The organism is Kosmotoga pacifica (genome assembly GCF_001027025.1).
Classification (GTDB): domain Bacteria; phylum Thermotogota; class Thermotogae; order Petrotogales; family Kosmotogaceae; genus Kosmotoga_B; species Kosmotoga_B pacifica.
In genome coordinates this window covers 1,486,618-1,504,001 of record NZ_CP011232.1, presented here as the reverse complement: position 1 = coordinate 1,504,001, position 17,384 = coordinate 1,486,618, and the positions used below count along the sequence as shown (strand labels likewise).

The window sequence follows — 17,384 nt, the reverse complement described above, 5'->3', positions numbered from 1 at the left end:
GGAAACGGTTCCAAAATGGAGGGTTTTATGAGCAAAAGAATAACGATAAAAGACATTGCAAAAATGAGTGGTGTGGGCGTTGGTACCGTTTCCAGAGTGTTAAACGGAGGAAGCGTCAAACCAGAAACACGAAAAGTGGTTATGAATGCAATTAAAAAGCTTGGCTATACACCGAATGTATCTGCTAGAAGACTTGCTGGTGGAAAGACGATGAGCATTCTGGTATTGACGCCTGAAATCAGGACGGAATTCCACTGGAGACTACTTGAAAGTATCGATAAGACCCTTGACGCATTAGATTACCAGACTGTGATTTATCCTGTAATTTCACAAAACAGATATAACCGACTTTTCAACAGCAACCTTTTCTACGAATTTGATGGGGTGATCCTGTGTACGCTTACATACAAAAAAATGTTTAAGAAGACTCCTGATTTCCCTGTTTTGATTCTGGAAGACTGCGAAGATAAGCACGACTGTGTTTTTCTAGACAATTATTATGGTGGCGTGTTAGCTGCGGAAACCCTCCTAGAGAGAAACATAAGAAACTTATATGCCCTCTATTACGATGAAACAAGCCCCCTGCTTTCCAATGAAAATATCATTAAAAGGTTAGAAGGATTCAAGGACCGTCTAAAAGAAGAAGACATCTCCTTCGAAACTGACCAATTGATTAACGCAGATTTTTTTTACGGCCGACCACACGAAAGAATCATTCAAATACTAAAAACCGTGGAGCGGCCGGGTATCTTCGCAACAACTGATAATTTTGCAATGAATGTTCTCGAAACTGCGGCTACTCTCGGTAAAGTCCCTGGAAAGGATTTTTTCATCGTTGGTTATGACAATCAAACATGGACTGAAAGACTCGAACTAACAACGATAAAACAGCCCATCGAAGAGATGGGAGAAATGGCTTCCAAATTGATTGTGGAGCGGATAAAAAACCCTGAACTTCCCGTAAGGCATGTTAAGTTCCAACCCAGCATATTGAGAAGGAAATCTGCTTGATTTCTCCATTTGGGGGGAACTTTATCATAGGAGGTGTAGGTTGTGAAGAAGTTACTGGTACTCACGCTCGTCGTTCTTATGGCAACCTTTGCTGTCGCCAAAATTAAGATAACTTATTTTGGTGACAACAACCCCAACAGCAGTGAAGCTATTCTCACACGGCTGTTCAATGCTTCCCAGGATGAAATTGAAGTCGAGTTTCTCATCCAGTCCTGGTCCACAGATGACAAGCACACAGCCCTTGTTACCAGACTCGGTGCCGAGGATCCCAATCCCACCGTGTTTATGGGCGACGTAATATGGCCAGCTGAGTTCGCTGCTGCCGGTTGGGCAATGGATCTCACTGACTACTTCACCAAAGATGAACTTGAAGATTTCCTCCCTGGCACAATTCAGTCCTGTACCTACGAAGGAAGGCTTTACGCTGTTCCCATGTTCACAGACGCTGGTCTCCTTTATTACCGCAAAGACTTGCTCGAAAAATACGGTTACGACGTACCCAAAACCTGGGATGAGCTCGTGAAGGTTGCTAAAGATATTTCTGAAAAAGAAGGTATCTACGGGTTCGTATTCCAGGGTGCTCAGTACGAAGGTCTCGTCTGTGATGCAGTGGAATACATCGCCGGTAATGGTGGAGCCATAATTGATGAAAATGGGAAGATCACTGTAAACAGGCCCGAAGTCATCGAAGCTCTTCAGTTCATGCATGATATGATCTACAAATACAAGATTGCCCCTGAATCCGTTCTTTCCTTTATGGAAGAAGATGCGAGAACAACGTTCCAGCAGGGGAAAGCTGTCTTCATGAGAAATTGGCCTTACTGTAACTCTCCTCTCAATCTGAACAGCCCGCAATCAGCAGTTAGAGGAAAATACGGAATGGCCCCGATGCCCAGAGGTCCTAGAGGAAAATCTGGAGCTGCAACTCTCGGTGGCTGGAATCTGTTCATCAACAACTTCGCGTCCCCCGAGGAAAAAGAGGCTGCTATCAAATTCGTCAAATTCATGACCTCTGAACCTGCCCAGCTTATGAGAACAATCATCGCTGGAACTTCCCCAACAAGAATATCTATTTACAGCAATCCCGCAGCTCTTAAGGCCAACCCAGCATTGAAAGATTACTATCCAATCATGATCAACGCTGTTCCAAGGCCTGTTACTCCTTGGTATGCTGAGATCACCGATGCAATGCAGGAAGAATTCCACGCCGTTCTCACGGGTGAAAAGTCCGCTTCTGCTGCTGCAAGAGATCTCGCTAAGAGGATAAAAGCAATCTATTGAGAAATTTCTCTTTCTTTTTAATCTGGCCCCAAATGGGGCCAGATTTATTGAAGGGAGGCTAAACACCTGTGAAGAAGTATTCAAGAGAACGGCGCGAAACGAGACTCGGGATAATCTTTACACTACCATCCCTAATTGCCATTATTCTCATTAATTTCTTTCCAATAGGGAGAACTTTTTATTTATCACTATTCAAGTACAATTTAAAATTTCCAAAACTGATGCGATTTATAGGCTTCGATAATTATATTTCCCTTTTTCAAGACGATAGGTTCTGGAATTCATTCAAAGTTACGTTTAGCTTTACCGTCACTGCTGTGGCGTTAGAAACATTTTTTGGCATTTTAATCGCCCTTGTAATCAATAAGAATTTCAAAGGAAGAGGCTTTGTCAGGGCCGCGACCCTTGTACCTTGGGCAATTCCCACAGTTGCATCTGCTCAAATGTGGAGAATGATGTTCTCCGATCAGTTTGGAGTGATTAACGACATTTTTATGAAACTCGGTTTTATAAAAGAATATGTGAACTTCATAAGCAAGCAACCGCACGCTTTTTGGGCAATGGTTGCGGCTGATGTCTGGAAAACAACTCCTTTTATGGCACTGCTTATACTCGCCGGCCTTCAAGTCATACCTGTACAGCTATATGAAGCAGCGCGAGTTGACGGTGCATCTAAATGGAGACAATTCTGGTCAGTGACCTTACCTTTATTAAAGCCCACAATAATGGTGGCGTTGATCTTCAGAACATTGGACTCGTTTAAGGCTTTTGATATCTCTCTAGTCCTCACAAATGGAGGACCAGCATCAAGTACCGAACTTCTATCGCTTTACAACTACAAGATAATGATCCAGCAACTTAATTTTGGAAAAGGATCGGCTATAGCCATCCTCATTTTCGCTTTCACGATGCTAATAGCCTTTTTCTTCATAAAAGTTCTTGGGGCAAACCCCTATTCTGCGAGGAAGTGATGAGATGAGAAAAAAGAAGATCAGTCAAATACTTTTATTGCTAGCTGTTGGAGTAATCATTGTCTATATGTTCTTTCCCTTTTACTGGCTCTTTATTTCGTCTCTGAAAGGCGATATGGAACTCTATAAAATGCCGCCAAATTGGATTGTGAAAGAACCACAATGGGAAAATTACCAGTCAATTTTTACGGTGCAAAAACTAGGAAGAAATCTTAGGAATTCACTGATGGTGGCTCTGATAACCACATTGGCCAGTCTTGCAATAGGTGCCACTTCTGCTTATGCCCTTGCGAAATTCAGAATGAGATTCAAGAATCTTATTCTTTCAATAATACTTTCAGTATCAATGTTTCCAGGGATAGTTGTAGTTTCGCCACTGTACATTATGTTCAGAGAAGCCAAACTGATTAACACATACTTTTCATTGGTGTTGCCATACCTGACCTTTTCCTTGCCATTGACCATCTGGATATTGACCACTTTCTTTCGCCAGATACCAGATGAACTGGTGGAAGCCGCAGCGATTGATGGTGCAAAGCCCTTCACTACATTCGCCAAGGTAATAGCTCCTCTTGCCGCTCCAGGGGTTTTCACTGCTGCTATCCTGACTTTCATAGGAGCGTGGAATGAATTGCTGTTTGCGAAGATTTTCATAACCTCAGCTGACAAATTCACTGTACCCGTCGCTTTAACATTATTTCAAGGGCAATATACTTCTTCCTGGCAGTTGATAGCAGCAGCGGCGGTTGTGATTACTTTGCCTCTGATCATAATGGTACTGGTCTTACAAAAATGGATAATTGCTGGGCTTACAGCTGGCGCTATTAAGGACTGAATGAAGGGAGAGACTGTGAATTGAAAACTAACTGGTGGAAAAGTGCCGTGATTTACCAGATTTATCCTCGGAGTTTTAAAGACAGTAACGGCGATGGAATAGGGGATTTAAAAGGAATAACATCAAAGCTCGATTATATAGCAGAATTAGGAGTTGATGCAATTTGGTTGTCTCCAATATACAGATCTCCTATGAAAGATTTTGGCTACGATGTTTCTGACTATTACGATATCGATCCGGTTTTTGGATCGATGGAAGACTTCGATGAACTTCTTCAAAAAGCCCATGAAAAAGGGATAAAAGTCATCCTCGATATGGTGATCAACCACACTTCTGATCAGCATCCATGGTTCAAAGAATCGAGGTCTTCACGGACAAACCCAAAAGCAGACTGGTATATCTGGGTTGATGGTGAGAGGGGCACACCACCAAACAATTGGCAATCGTACTTCGGCGGAAGTGCCTGGAACTGGGACGAGAATAGAAAGCAATATTACCTTTGTCTTTTCACAAAAGAACAACCGGACCTGAACTGGCGTAACCCGGAGGTTAAAAAAGAGCTATTCAATGTAGTCAAGTTCTGGCTCGACAAAGGTGTCGACGGGTTCAGATTCGACGTCGTGAACCTTTACTATAAAGATACAAAATTAAGGAATAATCCCCCAAAGAAGAAAAAGTCAGAAATCGAGTTCGAAAATTACTACAACATTTTTACCAAAGACAGACCTGAAACATTGCTCGTCGTCGAAGAACTTCAGGAACTCGTAGACAGTTATGGAGATAGGGTTACGATCGGGGAAGTTGCAACAGATCTCGGTGTGATACAGTACTTCGAGTATACAAAACCTGGTAGATTGAACCTGGCATTCAACTTTGAATTCAAAGATGTTAGAGGATTCAGTGCCAGAAGTTTCAGAGACGTCGTTGAACTCACCGAGAAAGTCTTCGAAGATGCTGCCTGGCCCTGTTATGTCCTTGGCAACCACGATTCACCAAGGTTCATATCGAGGTTCTCAGATGGCAAGCATGAAGAAGACCGTGCAAAGTTGCTTGCTACAATGCTCCTGACTTTAAGGGGGACTCCTTTCATCTATATGGGTGAGGAAATCGGTATGAGAGAGGGTGAAATTCCCTTTGAAAAGCTCCAGGATCCAGAGGGAATAAACCTCTGGCCAAAGCGCAAAGGAAGAGATGGTTGTAGAACACCAATGCAATGGAACGATACTGAATACGCGGGGTTTTCAGAAGCAGAACCTTGGCTTCCGGTTAATCCCGATAAAGACATCGTAAATGTGGAAAAAGAACAAAATGACCCAAAATCCATACTCAACTATTACAAAGAATTGTTGAAATTACGAAAATCCTCCAGTGCGCTGAAGCTTGGGGAGTACATTGCCGTAGAAACTGATAACCCTGAAGTATTTGCATACCTTAGAACTTACGGCGAGGAAGAAAAACTCGTGATACTGAACTTCAACGCGGAAACTGTTAAAGTCAGACTCGGATTATCGGGAAGTAGAGAACTAAAACCTGTTTTTGGGACACATGATAGAAAAGAAAGTCTCTCATTGCCAATAGAGTTGGCGCCTTTTGAAGCGATCATAGTTGAATAATAACAGCCTCCAGAAGGAGGCTGTTATTATATTTTTTGTCTATCAATTCAACACTATTGTTCAGAATGCCTTTGGTCTCTTTAGTAGAGTTGGCATCATCGAATTTTTCCAAAAATGTGTATCTTCACAACCTTCAGGTAATGAACCAGCCTATTAAGAGCACTGAACATTTCAAATAGAAGTTCCTCTACTGTCTATCGCTACAAGCAAGGGGAAGTCTTTAACCACTAACTTGTAAACGGCTTCAGGACCAAGCTCAGTAAAAGCTAGCATCTCTGCCGAAAGGACTCTTTTCGAAAGAGCCGCAGCTGTACCACTTGGAGCCACAAAATACACCGAGAAGTATTTTTTACATAATTCCTTCACAAATTCTGCTCTTCTTCCCTTACCAATGGTAGCCATGACCCCGAGCTTCAGGAGCATCTCGAGGTAGATATCCATCCTAGAGGAGGTCGTCGGACCGATGGCGCCAATTGCGAGTCCCTCCGGAGCCTTGGCCGGGCCGGCATAAAAGACTATTTTACCTTCGAGGGAGAACGGCAAGGAAAGACCCTCAGATAGGAGTCTTTCGATCTTTTTTTGCGCGGCATCTCGCATCACAATCAGTTCTCCGGAATAACTGATTTCTTCCCCGGCTTTCAACTCAGTTATCTTCAATTATAATTCTCCCCCTTCGACTCAAATAACAATCAACGGCTAGCGCAACGGGCAATGTAGCTATATGCGTGGGGTATTGTTCGATGTTCACAGCGTACGCCGTTATCCCTTTTCCCAGTCCCTGAAAACCTATCTTAAGGTCGTTGATACTTTCAAGTATCTCCTTTTCAAGAGCCGCGTATCTTTCATCTGGATTTCGAAAACCAAAAGGTCTGGTGAGGGCAAGTTTTGATAACAATGTTGCCTTTTCAGCTGTTCCTCCTATTCCGATGCCTATGTTCAACGGCGGGCAGGCGTTAGCACCCAGTTTCCTGATATGCTCTACAACCAGCGTTTTTAATTCTTCAGAGCCAGCTGAGGGACGCATCATGAACAGCGCACTGAGGTTTTCGCTCCCGCCACCTTTAACAATGAACCGGATTTCCAGTTCCTTCCCCGTTACCTGAAAAACATGGCATATAACAGGGGTGTTATCACCTGTGTTGTTTCTGCCAAACAACGGGTCGGAAACGACAGAACATCTATAGGGTTCCGAGGTATAAACCTCTCTAACTGCCCTATTCAGAATATCGCACACAGGTTTTTCAACGCTCACCTCGTGCCCCATGAAGACGAAGAATTCAAGTATCCCCGTATCTTGACATAAGGGGAGCCCCGTATTTCTGGAAGTTTCGATATTCTCAAAAATGACTTCTGAGAAGGGGCCATCATAATTCATGACATATTTCTCTACATCTTTATTAATCAGAATGTTAGCCCTTTTTATGGCTTGCTTGAGCTTATTCTTTATTTCCGATTCTCTTAGCATCTTTTCACCCTAAATACTCTCAAATTTTTTCACGAGATTTGCTTTGTATCTTCTGAACTGCTTGAGGATTTGACTGATTGAATCATTGATTCTCTTCTGCTTTTGAGAAAACAACTCCATAATAGGGGTCATGCCTTCTAAAGCAGGACCTCCGTAAACTTTTCTAACTTCAATAAAATGTTCCTCAGATAGAATATTATCTACCTCTTCAGGGCTGATACTGATTTCTCTGCCGACTTCAGAAGCAAAGCTGTTTTTGAGCACTTCATATGAAAAACCTGATTCAACAAATCTGGAAACAACTTTATGCGCTATTCGGAAGCTAATTTTTTCTGTACGAACCAGTTCATCAGCGAGTTCAGTCGTTGTTGAGCCAGTAGCGGTAGCCACTTCTTTACATCTGTCCACATTTACCTCCACGCTTTTTAGAACTTCATTAAAAAGCCTGATAGCCCTCCGCGAATGTTCGATAGCCTGTTCAAAGGCCACCACAGAAGTATCAGCAACCTCGTTTACATCCTGATAGGGAACGTTTCTGAATAAAGTAGATAACCCCATCAGCTCCTCTGAAGCGAGTTCGGAATATATTCTTATATGTTCCAGAATTACAGGGTTTCTTTTCTGTGGCATAATGCTGCTGATCTGCACAAGGTTGTTGGGAAATGCCACTATGCCTACTTCTATTGATGCTTTGTGAAATAGATCAGCAACGAACCTTCCGATATCTTCAAGAATGATCCTTACAGCTGTCGCGGGATAAGTTATCCAGTGTGAGGTAGAAATCGCCTGATAAGAATTGGGCACGGGTTCGTCAAAGCCAAGAAGCTCAGAAAGAAGTTTTCGATTTATATTGAAACCGCTGGTGGTAATTGCTGCAGCACCTGCGGGACATCTATTCACAATCTTTATGCTATCCAGTATCTTTTCTGCATCTTCCAGCAATTCAAATGCAAATGAAGAAAGGTAATGGCCAAAAGTGGAGACCTGCGCTGGTTGACCATGAGTGTACAGGATAAATGCAGTCTCCAGGTTTTTTGCTATCTTTCTTTTTAATTCCTCCAATATCTTTTGAACTTCAACGAGAAAAGCAAGCAGTTTTTCTCTCATAAACATCCTGAACACCGTTGTATCAAGATCGTTTCTGCTCCTACCAGCATGCAGAAAACCCGCTTTGTCCTTTCCTATAATTTCTTCTAATTTTCTCTCAAAAACAAAGAAGATATCTTCTGTTTCTTCTGGAAGGGAGTTGGGAAAATCATAAGCAGTTTCTATTTTTTTTATCCCTCTCTTAAGCTCCTTGGCCAGATTTGAGTCAACAATCCCACCTTCATGAAGTGCTATCAAATGGGCTTTGTTTTCTTGAAAGAAAAAATCGAGAAAGTGTTTTTTCCAGTTTTTATATGATTCATTCAGAACAATATTTTTATATACATCGTTAAATTTCATCATATCACTCTTTCCTCTAGAAGTTCGTAAATATTTTTATATAATACCCGATCAATCTCATCATCACTCATACCAATGTATACCATTGCTTTATACTGTTCATCAAAGTAACTCTTGGAAAAACCTCTAGGAAACCAACTGGAATCTGTCCCAAAAATTATCCGTTCTGGACCTATCGTCTCATAGTATTTCCTGAATAATTTCTCAAGAGATAGTTCATAAGGCATCCATCTTATCCATTGATTCGAACCGCTTGTGTCAATAAATACATTTGGACAGGCCCAGCACAAATTGAGGGTCTCGAAAACATACCCACAACCAAAATGGGGAATTATAAAGTTTATGCGTGGAAATTCTTTGGCAACATCGTGAATTATCAAGGGGCTGATATTGACATGGTTAGCTATACCACCTGCTCCACCCATGATTCCAAAATGAATGAGGACGGGTATATTGTAACTCTGTGCTACCTCCCATACCGGGTAGAGTTTTCTGTCGTTGAGAGGAACAGAGACTTTAGGGCCGAGAATTTTGTATCCACTCAATCCTGCCTTCAAGTATTTCTCCAGCTCATCAGCAGCATCTGGCTTCGAAGGATCGTGGTGGGCATAACCGACAAACTTGTCAGGGTGCGTGCGAACGATTTTCAACATATTTTCGTTGCCATTTGCCGTGACAAAGACAACTTTTGAAAGATCGTGTTTAAAGGTTTCTTCATACCATTTTTCAATGATCTCGTCTATATCTCCAATAATTTGAGGTTCAGGAAATTGCCAGGCTTTTCTCCATTTAGTGCGCTCCGACTCTACCCACGGATGAACTTTTCTCTTCCCCATTACACTTTGGAGGTCCGAAAGTGGAAAATGCACATGTGAATCTATAACTCTTGCAATCATATGATCACCCCTTTAGCCCAGACATTGCGATGCCCTTTACGATCTGTTTCTGGAATATCAGGAAGAAGATAATTAGCGGTATGGTCGAGACAGCGGCACCTGTCATGATGAGTTCCCAGCTCATAGAATTCTCGCTGGAAAAATACGCCACTCCAACGGGTAGCGTGTACATCTTCGGCGAAGAAGTCACTATCAAGGGCCACAAGAAAGCGTTCCAGTTTCCTATGAAATTGAAGATGGCGAGAGTTGCCAAAGCCGGTTTAACAAGTGGCAGAATGATCTTGAAGAAAATACCGAATTCTGACATTCCGTCTATACGCGCTGCATCAATAAGGTCATTAGGTACTGTTGACATGAATTGCTTCATTAGAAAAATACCGAACGCGCTTATCATACCAGGGAACATGATGCTCCAGTATGTTCCCATCCAGTGTAGATTTCTTACCATGATGTACCAGGGTATTACGAGCATCTCGGTGGGTATCATCAGTGTGCTGAGAATTAATATAAAAATGATCTTTCTACCAGGAAAATCGAATTTTGCCAGCGTATATCCGATCAGCGAATCAAAGAAAAGAACAGAAACAGTGGTAATTACCGCTATCAATAGGCTGTTCAAAAACCACCTCGGAAAAAGTGAATAGTTGAATATATACTGATAGTTGTACAGCGTTGGGTATCTGGGAATCAAACGGAACTCGTATATTTCACTGGCATCCTTAAAAGAAGATGAAAACATCCAGATAAAGGGAAATACCATCAATAGAGCAAATATTGTAAGAAATATATATGCTGAAACCGTCATTGACCTGTCTCTTCTCGCCATCGTATCACTCCTAAGGCCTATTAATATTCTATATTTCTGTTGAGTATCAATATCTGAATGAGTGTTATAGTCATTATTATCCCAAAGAGTATAACCGTAGCCGTAGCCGCGGTCCCCATGTCGAAAGACATGAAAGCCTTCTGATAAATATAAAGGACGAGAGGTTTGGTGGAGTTCAATGGTCCACCGGATCCCTGGTCAGTCATGTTGTAAACCTGTGTGAAGATTCTCAGAAACGAGATACTCTGAGTAACAGCTAAAAATACAATTATGGGATTCAAAAGGGGTATCGTTATCCTCCACAGGATTTGCTTTCTATTAGCTCCATCGATCTTTGCTGCTTCAATGTATTCCTGAGGAATTGTTTGCAAACCCGCCAGGAAGATAATTACGCAATATCCAAGATTAACCCAGACAGTGGTGACCACAATCGATGGAAGAGCCTGTGAAGTGTTCATCAGAAAAGGTTGAGAATCAAAGCCAAGCATCGTAAGCAAATTGTTTAGAAAGCCTATGGGTGGCTGTTGATACATCCATTTCCAGACCCAACTCACCGCAACAAGAGGGGTAATGTAGGGCATAACGTAGAGCAATCTATAGAAACCTTGAAATTTCTTTATTCTATTCAAAACTAATGAAAGATAGAGAGAAATAATAATAACAGCAGGTACACCGAATGCCACATATTTCAGTGTATTTATGAGGGCTCTAACAAAGACCTCATCTTTGAAAATATTTACATAGTTCAAGATCCCAACAAAGTTCTTTTCCGAAGATATCAGGTCCCAGTCCGTAAAACTCAACCAGAAGGAATATATCATAGGGTAGAACCTTACAAAGACAAAGAATACAAGCGGTACTGATAGAAAAGCGTAAGCAGTTAGAATCTTCTTTTGCCTTAACTTCATTTTGCACACTCCCGAAAAGATAGAATTCAGTCCGGGGCTAACCCCGGACTGAAAAGGCATTATTCAATAGAACCCCAGAATTTGTCAAGAATTTTTTGCTCTTCTTCAGCAGCTTCTTTCCATGCTACTTCAGGAGATATTCCTTTCAAAACAACCTTGTCGACTGCGTCCATCATAACCTGTCTTTGGGCTGATTCATCTACAAAGAATGTAGCGTGAGCATATTCAAGACCCTTTAGAAAAGCTCCATATACTGGATCATCATAGTATTTTTTGGCAAGCTCTGGATTGGCTGGAAGTTCACCAACGTTTTCTAACCAGATCCTCATCGATTCAGGAGATGAGAGGAATTTTATGAATTTTATCGCCGCATCCAGTTTCTTGGGATCTTTTGTAGCATTGGTTGTAATACCGTTTGCCCAAAAAGACGCAAAATTCGCTTTTACCCCATGGTAACTTGGAAGCTCAGTAACGCCCCAGTTAAGACCTTTAATCTTGTTAAGTGTCCCAATTCTGAAAGATCCGTCAATCGTCATCGCGGCTCTCTGTGACTTGAATGCGGTAACGTCATCATTCATGAATCCAGGATATCCAACTCTATCTACAATAATCAAATCTGTATAGAACTTCAAGACGTCTGAACCAGCACCGGTTTTGTCATATAGCACCATTCTGGCGTCTGAAGTGTAAGGAACGCCTCCGAACTGCCTTACCAGAACCTCTCTGATCCAATGATGTCCCTGCCCGGAGGGCTGCAACGTTAGTCCTTCCTGTACAATATTGCCTTTTTTGTCATAAACAGTTAGCTTTTTTGCATAATCAACGAGCTCTTCCAAAGTTGTTGGTGGTTTTTCTGGATCCAATCCAGCTTCTTCAAATAGCTTTTTGTTCCAAAAAAGTGCAAGTGATCTGACAGCGATAGGTAACGCATAGTACTTTCCATCGAACTCAACACCTTTAGATACAAAGGAAAAGAATTCTGACTGAAGATAATCTTTAGAAAATTCACTTTCGGGAAGCGGAATCAAGTACCCGGAGGTAACATATTTCGGGATCCAGCCATAATATAGATTGATTACATCAGGGCCGACACCAGCCGGGATTGAAGCGGCAACTTTTTGATTGTAGTTCGCGTATGGAAAAGTAACATGTTCGACTTCGATATCTGGGTACTGTTTTTCGAATTCTTTGATCAACAGGTCAATAGTCTTTTTCTTCGTTTCGTAGAAGTACTGCCAGTACGTTATCTTCGTCTTTGCGGCAAAAGCAAAGCTGGAAAGCATGATTGCAAGCAAAATGAGCAGCACAACGAACCGTTTCATACAAACACCCCCTATGTGTTTTTGCCCGGAGTGGGCATTTATAGTAAAATCCCCTGTTGGCCATAATAAACCGCACCCAGGATTACTCCCAGCTCACCTAATAAAGACTTTTTAAAGGTAACTCTATCAAATATTTCCCGAGGAACAACTTTTTCAATTGTTGGCCTCATCAAGCTCATCAATAGCTCATATTGGTTGTGTCCAATTCCACCAGTAATCACAATCACATCAGGGTCAAAAAGCATCAATGTATTACTCAACGCAATCGCAAGATGTTCGCAGCCTTCCGTCAAAATCTTTTTGAACAAAGGGTAACTTTCATAGGAGTCGAAGAGTTTCTTGAGGTTTACCTCCTTCTCTATCAGACCACCAATGGCTTTTTCAAAACTGTGGCCAGAAAACCAGGCTTCAAGGCTTCCAAAACCATCGCTAAGTGTTTTATCATGAGGCCAGCTTGTGATCATATATCCGATTTCTCCCGCCATTCCATGAGAGCCTTCATATACCTTTCCGTTTATTACAAAAGCCCCTCCGGTTCCGGTTCCCAGTGAAAGAAGGAACATATTCTTCGAGCCCTTCGCAGCACCCTGCCAAAATTCTCCCAGAGCGTTAAGCGTCACGTCATTCGCCAGGCGCACTCGTAATCCACCAGAGCGCTTATTTATTTCTTCAGCCAAATGAACCTCCCTCAGGTTGAAAGCGGGCATGAAATGAACGATCTGGTCGTCTCTGCTAACAGTACCTGGAATTCCGATGCTGATCGTCAGTATTTCTTCTTTTGGAACTTTCATAACAGTGTTGACACCAGTTATAACAAGTGAAATGAGTTCCTCTTCGTTTTTGATACCTTTTGTGGAGAAGTCAACCTTTTCCAGAATCCTTCCTTCTAAATCAGTTAGTGCTGCTATCATTTTGGTACCGCCGATATCGATTGCTATAATGTACTTGAAATTTGGAACAAAAGAGAGAAGGATTGGTTTCTTCCCTCCTCTTTTCGAGCTCAAACCACGCTCTTTTTCAACCAGCGCTCCCATAGTTACGAATTTCGATACAACTTTGGATACAATTGGTTTACTGAGTCCAATCTGCCTGGATATCTCCGCCCTCGATATCAGTCCGTACGTTCTAACAACATTCAAAACATTTATTTCAGTCTTAGATAAACTCACCATAGACAAACTCCTTGTTTTATGTTTTTGATTAGTAAGTTTAATTAACTAACTAAATATAGCACTTTCTGACACTGTGAGCAAATCAAAAAAGTAGCGATAATCTTAGCTATTCCCCCTGAAACGATGATATTTGGAGTAAATTGAAAATATTCAACTTTTATCTTAGTCAACGAGGAGGAGCAAAAGATGAAAAAACTTTTTGGTGTTGTTGAAGGTTTTTACGGTAAGCCCTGGAGCATGAAAGATAGAAATGATATGATTACTTTTCTCGGCAAACACGGATTCAACATCTACATCTATGCGCCAAAAGATGATCTCCTTCACAGAAAGATGTGGCGGAGAAGTTATTCAGACGAATTTATGGTCGCATTTAGAGAGCTCGTGGAAACAGGTAGAGAAAACGGTGTGGATGTGGCTTTCGCTCTTAGTCCTGGACTTTCCGTCAGGTACTCTTCAAAAAAGGATCTGGAAGCAGTCATAGCGAAGTACCGGGCGTTCGCTGCAATTGGCGTAAAAAGTTTTTGTCTCTTTTTCGATGACATCCCTGAGAAAATGGAACCGGTGGATGAAGAAAATTTTGGAACACTGGCAAAGGCACAGACGCACTTTGCAAACATGGTCTATGAAAGGCTGTCAGAGGAAGTACCCGAAATGATCTTCATTGTCTGCCCGACAGAGTATTGCTGCAAATATGACACCCTCTACCTTAAAGAATTCGGGGCAGAGCTCAGAGAGGAGGCATATGTCTTCTGGACTGGACCGCGTGTTTGTTCACAAGTCATCCCTGAAAGCGACGCCATAGAAATAGCCAGGGTTTTAAGGCGCAAACCTTTATACTGGGATAACTATCCCGTAAATGATTCGTATATGGTTCCGGAACTCCATATGGGTCCCTATACAGGCAGGTCTTCAGAACTACTAGAACACGCTTCAGGGTTGTTGCTAAATCCCATGAGCCTTACAGAAGCCTCTAAAGTTGCTATTCTATCAGCCGCGAAATATATCAAAGACCCTCAACGGTACGATCCCCTTAACTGCTGGGAAGATTCCCTCAAAGAACTCTATAAGGAAGCCTTTAGCGCTATGAAACACTTCATTGGCTGTAATATTATGAGTCCCCTCCACCCTGAAGAACCCGAACTCACAACACGGATTACGAACGAGTTCAGAAGGCTATTCTTCTCAGGCAAACCAGCACAGGCAATCGATTTCCTCGAGGAGAAAGCAACTGAATTTTCAATGAACTGTTCGCAGATCGAGAGAAGGATTTCCAGAAAGCTTTTGAATGAAATTCACCCATGGCTTGAAGAATACCGCAAGTGGGGAGAGATTTTGTCACAGATCGTGGCTGTCCTGAAAAACAGAAATGCAGTATATTCTGAACCAGTAGATCCCGGAGGGCTTTATTCGCTGAAGGAAAGTATTGAAAGACTTGAACAATTGCTGACAGAGCTGTCACACCAGAAGACACTATGTTGTGGATATTCTTTGAGAAACCTTGCATACGAAGTACTCATCAGAACTCGGGGGCTTCTCACACTGGTAGTGAAGCAGGAATGAAAAAAAGAGTGCTTTTATAAAACCTTCACCTCCATTCACTTTACGTTGTTACTCGAAGGTCGTTGCCCGGTCTCTGAAGTTGTTATAGACTTGAATCGAAAAATAAAATCTTCTTGAAGGGTGGTCTCATGGAAAGTCCTAAGAAAAAGTTCTTAGAACCGATTATGCTTCTTCTGTTCCTTTCCTTCTTTTTATTTCTTTTTGGTTCACAAATGGGACTGGGCAACATGTTCAAAACCATCATGTACACCGCGCATGACTTGTTACTGAACACGGTTTTTTTCATTATGGCTGTAGCTGTACTCACTGGTGCCCTCAGTGGATTACTCTCCGAGTTTGGTGTGGTTAGATTGTTGAACAAACTTCTCTCACCACTAATGAAACCACTATACGATTTGCCAGGGGCAGCGGCTATTGGGATAATTACCACGTATCTTTCAGACAACCCGGCCATATTAACGCTGGTTAAAGATAGGAACTTTATCCGCTGCTTCAAGCAATACCAGTTGCCCCTCATGTGCAACCTAGGTACTTCGTTCGGTATGGGTCTCATGCTGACTACCTTCATGATAGCTCAATCCGCCATTGCCGGTTACAGTCTTCTCATCCCTGTCCTTATCGGGAACCTTGCAGCGTTTTTCGGAAGCGTGATCTCAGTCAGGATAATGAGTTTGTATACAAAAAAAGCTTTTAGAAACACAACAGGATTCGGAGAGGTAAACCTGCCAATACAGGAAAGCTCCTTTCACGAGAAAAGTGTTTTTGAAAGGTTCATGGATGCAACCCTGGAAGGAGGAAAGAATGGTGTCGACCTTGGTCTTTCCATAATACCGGGAGTGCTTATCATCTCCACGTTCATTATGATGCTGACTTATGGTCCAACTTCTCCTGAAGGTTATTCCGGTGCTGCTTATGAAGGTATCGCCGTCCTTCCATGGCTCGGTGAGAAATTGTTCTGGGCGTTGAAAGTGCTGTTCGGTTTCACTTCACCGGAACTCATTGCTTTTCCGCTGACCTCCCTCGGATCCACTGGAGCTGCCCTCGCTCTTGTCCCAAAATTTATAGCTGATGGTACCCTCATGCCAAACGATGTCGCCGTATTGACAGCCATAGGTATGTGCTGGAGCGGGTACCTTTCAACCCACGTCGCCATGATGGATTCTCTGGGTTCAAGAAATCTTGTTGGCAAGGCCATATTCAGCCACACCATCGGTGGAATAAGTGCTGGGATAATCGCCCATTTGTTGTACAATCTGATATCATTGAATTGAAAATTGGAAAATAGATAAGCCCGCTGCGCGAGGATAAACCCGACTTCGCCGTGGATATGCCCGTCTGACGGTGGGAGTATGTCTGCCTTATTGCAGAGAAAGAGTTTGTAAAAGTTCTTGACGAACAACCTACAACCAATAACATAAAATGTCATTAGTAGTCGTTATCGCTACTCTCGGACCTCGATTTTCTTGGTTCTTATCAATATTGGAAGAGGGGGACAAACATGAAAATAATGATCGATATGGATGATGTATTGACAAACTTCAACATCGCATTTTTAAGGGTTGCCAATGAAATGTTTGGTACACCTATTGAGACAACTATTACTATCTGGGACTTCTGGAAATGTGTTCCAGGACTAACCCTTGATATGGAAGAGAAAGTATGGGAAAAAATTAAGTCCATGGAAAATTTCTACGAGACATTGCCTCCTTATGCTTCCGCCCGAGACCTGAAAAAGCTCTCCAGTCTCCTAGAAGAAGGCAAGCACGAGTTCTATTTTATAACTTCACGGTTTCCCACAAAGGGTAGAAGCGTTCAAGCACAAAGTCAGAGGTGGCTTGAAAAACATCTCGGACGTTCCGGGGCTGTGATTATCAGTTCCAATAAAGGGCAACTCTGTCAGATCCTTGGTATAGAATACGCCGTCGATGACGCTCCACATCATATTGAAAATCTCCTCAGTCACGGAATAAACACCTACATAATGGACTGGCCCTACAACCGGCATATAGAACACAGGTTCAGAATCAGAACCCTCGGAGAATTCCTCGACAGTATAATCTAAAGGGAAGGGGTGGATA

General features: G+C 42.3%; 16 protein-coding genes. 8 read left to right on the top strand and 8 right to left on the bottom strand.

Annotated features, from left to right (window positions below):
• The first annotated feature begins 27 nt into the window (after nt 1-27).
• The 5 genes from IX53_RS06965 to IX53_RS06945 all read left to right on the top strand — a co-directional run bounded on the left by IX53_RS06965 (nt 28) and on the right by IX53_RS06945 (nt 5,711).
• Nucleotides 28-1,011 carry a LacI family DNA-binding transcriptional regulator gene (locus IX53_RS06965; RefSeq protein ID WP_047754737.1) on the top strand — a complete coding sequence of 328 codons (984 nt, stop codon included), beginning with the start codon at nt 28-30 and terminating at the stop codon, nt 1,009-1,011.
• Between the two features lie 42 nt (nt 1,012-1,053).
• Complete coding sequence (locus IX53_RS06960) at nt 1,054-2,292, top strand: ABC transporter substrate-binding protein (protein ID WP_047754736.1); 1,239 nt, start codon at nt 1,054-1,056, stop codon at nt 2,290-2,292.
• A 68-nt stretch (nt 2,293-2,360) separates the two neighbouring features.
• Complete coding sequence (locus tag IX53_RS06955) at nt 2,361-3,263, top strand: carbohydrate ABC transporter permease (protein ID WP_047754735.1); 903 nt, start codon at nt 2,361-2,363, stop codon at nt 3,261-3,263.
• A gap of 4 nt (nt 3,264-3,267) precedes the next feature.
• Nucleotides 3,268-4,098 (top strand): carbohydrate ABC transporter permease, encoded by an 831-nt coding sequence (locus IX53_RS06950; RefSeq protein WP_047754734.1) that lies wholly within the window; start codon nt 3,268-3,270, stop codon nt 4,096-4,098.
• A gap of 20 nt (nt 4,099-4,118) precedes the next feature.
• Entirely contained in the window at nt 4,119-5,711 is a 1,593-nt protein-coding gene (locus tag IX53_RS06945) for an alpha-glucosidase family protein (protein ID WP_047754733.1), read from the top strand.
• 171 nt (nt 5,712-5,882) lie between these two features.
• On the opposite strand, the gene IX53_RS06940 is transcribed toward IX53_RS06945, so the two are convergent.
• Genes IX53_RS06940 through IX53_RS06905 form a run of 8 tightly spaced genes read right to left on the bottom strand, consistent with a single transcriptional unit; the run spans nt 5,883 to nt 13,746 of the window.
• The gene (locus IX53_RS06940; protein ID WP_047754732.1) at nt 5,883-6,368 is read right to left on the bottom strand and encodes a FumA C-terminus/TtdB family hydratase beta subunit; all 486 of its coding nucleotides are present in this window, start codon (nt 6,366-6,368) and stop codon (nt 5,883-5,885) included.
• Nucleotides 6,355-7,176 (bottom strand): fumarate hydratase, encoded by an 822-nt coding sequence (locus IX53_RS06935; RefSeq protein ID WP_047754731.1) that lies wholly within the window; start codon nt 7,174-7,176, stop codon nt 6,355-6,357. The genes IX53_RS06940 and IX53_RS06935 overlap by 14 nt, the downstream gene beginning before the upstream one ends.
• 9 nt (nt 7,177-7,185) lie before the next feature.
• Nucleotides 7,186-8,625: an argininosuccinate lyase gene (locus IX53_RS06930; RefSeq protein WP_047754730.1), complete on the bottom strand. Its 1,440-nt coding sequence runs from the start codon at nt 8,623-8,625 to the stop codon at nt 7,186-7,188.
• Nucleotides 8,622-9,518, bottom strand: coding sequence for an amidohydrolase family protein (locus IX53_RS06925; protein WP_047754729.1), 897 nt, complete (start codon nt 9,516-9,518; stop codon nt 8,622-8,624). Before IX53_RS06925 ends, IX53_RS06930 begins: the two co-directional genes overlap by 4 nt.
• Nucleotides 9,519-9,522: 4 nt before the next feature.
• Nucleotides 9,523-10,344 (bottom strand): carbohydrate ABC transporter permease, encoded by an 822-nt coding sequence (locus IX53_RS06920; protein ID WP_047754728.1) that lies wholly within the window; start codon nt 10,342-10,344, stop codon nt 9,523-9,525.
• Between the two features lie 20 nt (nt 10,345-10,364).
• Entirely contained in the window at nt 10,365-11,252 is an 888-nt protein-coding gene (locus IX53_RS06915) for a carbohydrate ABC transporter permease (protein WP_053001234.1), read from the bottom strand.
• A 59-nt stretch (nt 11,253-11,311) separates the two neighbouring features.
• Nucleotides 11,312-12,574 (bottom strand): extracellular solute-binding protein, encoded by a 1,263-nt coding sequence (locus tag IX53_RS06910; RefSeq protein ID WP_047754726.1) that lies wholly within the window; start codon nt 12,572-12,574, stop codon nt 11,312-11,314.
• A gap of 38 nt (nt 12,575-12,612) precedes the next feature.
• Nucleotides 12,613-13,746, bottom strand: coding sequence for an ROK family transcriptional regulator (locus IX53_RS06905; RefSeq protein WP_047754725.1), 1,134 nt, complete (start codon nt 13,744-13,746; stop codon nt 12,613-12,615).
• Between the two features lie 186 nt (nt 13,747-13,932).
• Between IX53_RS06905 and IX53_RS06900 the strand changes: the two genes are divergently transcribed.
• From IX53_RS06900 to IX53_RS06890, 3 genes are all read left to right on the top strand, one after another.
• A complete protein-coding gene (locus tag IX53_RS06900; protein WP_047754724.1) occupies nt 13,933-15,306 on the top strand; it encodes a protein O-GlcNAcase in 1,374 nt (457 codons plus the stop codon).
• 128 nt (nt 15,307-15,434) lie between these two features.
• Nucleotides 15,435-16,577 (top strand): CD0519/CD1768 family membrane protein, encoded by a 1,143-nt coding sequence (locus tag IX53_RS06895; RefSeq protein WP_053001233.1) that lies wholly within the window; start codon nt 15,435-15,437, stop codon nt 16,575-16,577.
• 227 nt (nt 16,578-16,804) lie between these two features.
• A complete protein-coding gene (locus IX53_RS06890; RefSeq protein WP_047754723.1) occupies nt 16,805-17,368 on the top strand; it encodes a 5' nucleotidase, NT5C type in 564 nt (187 codons plus the stop codon).
• The last annotated feature ends 16 nt before the right edge of the window (nt 17,369-17,384 follow it).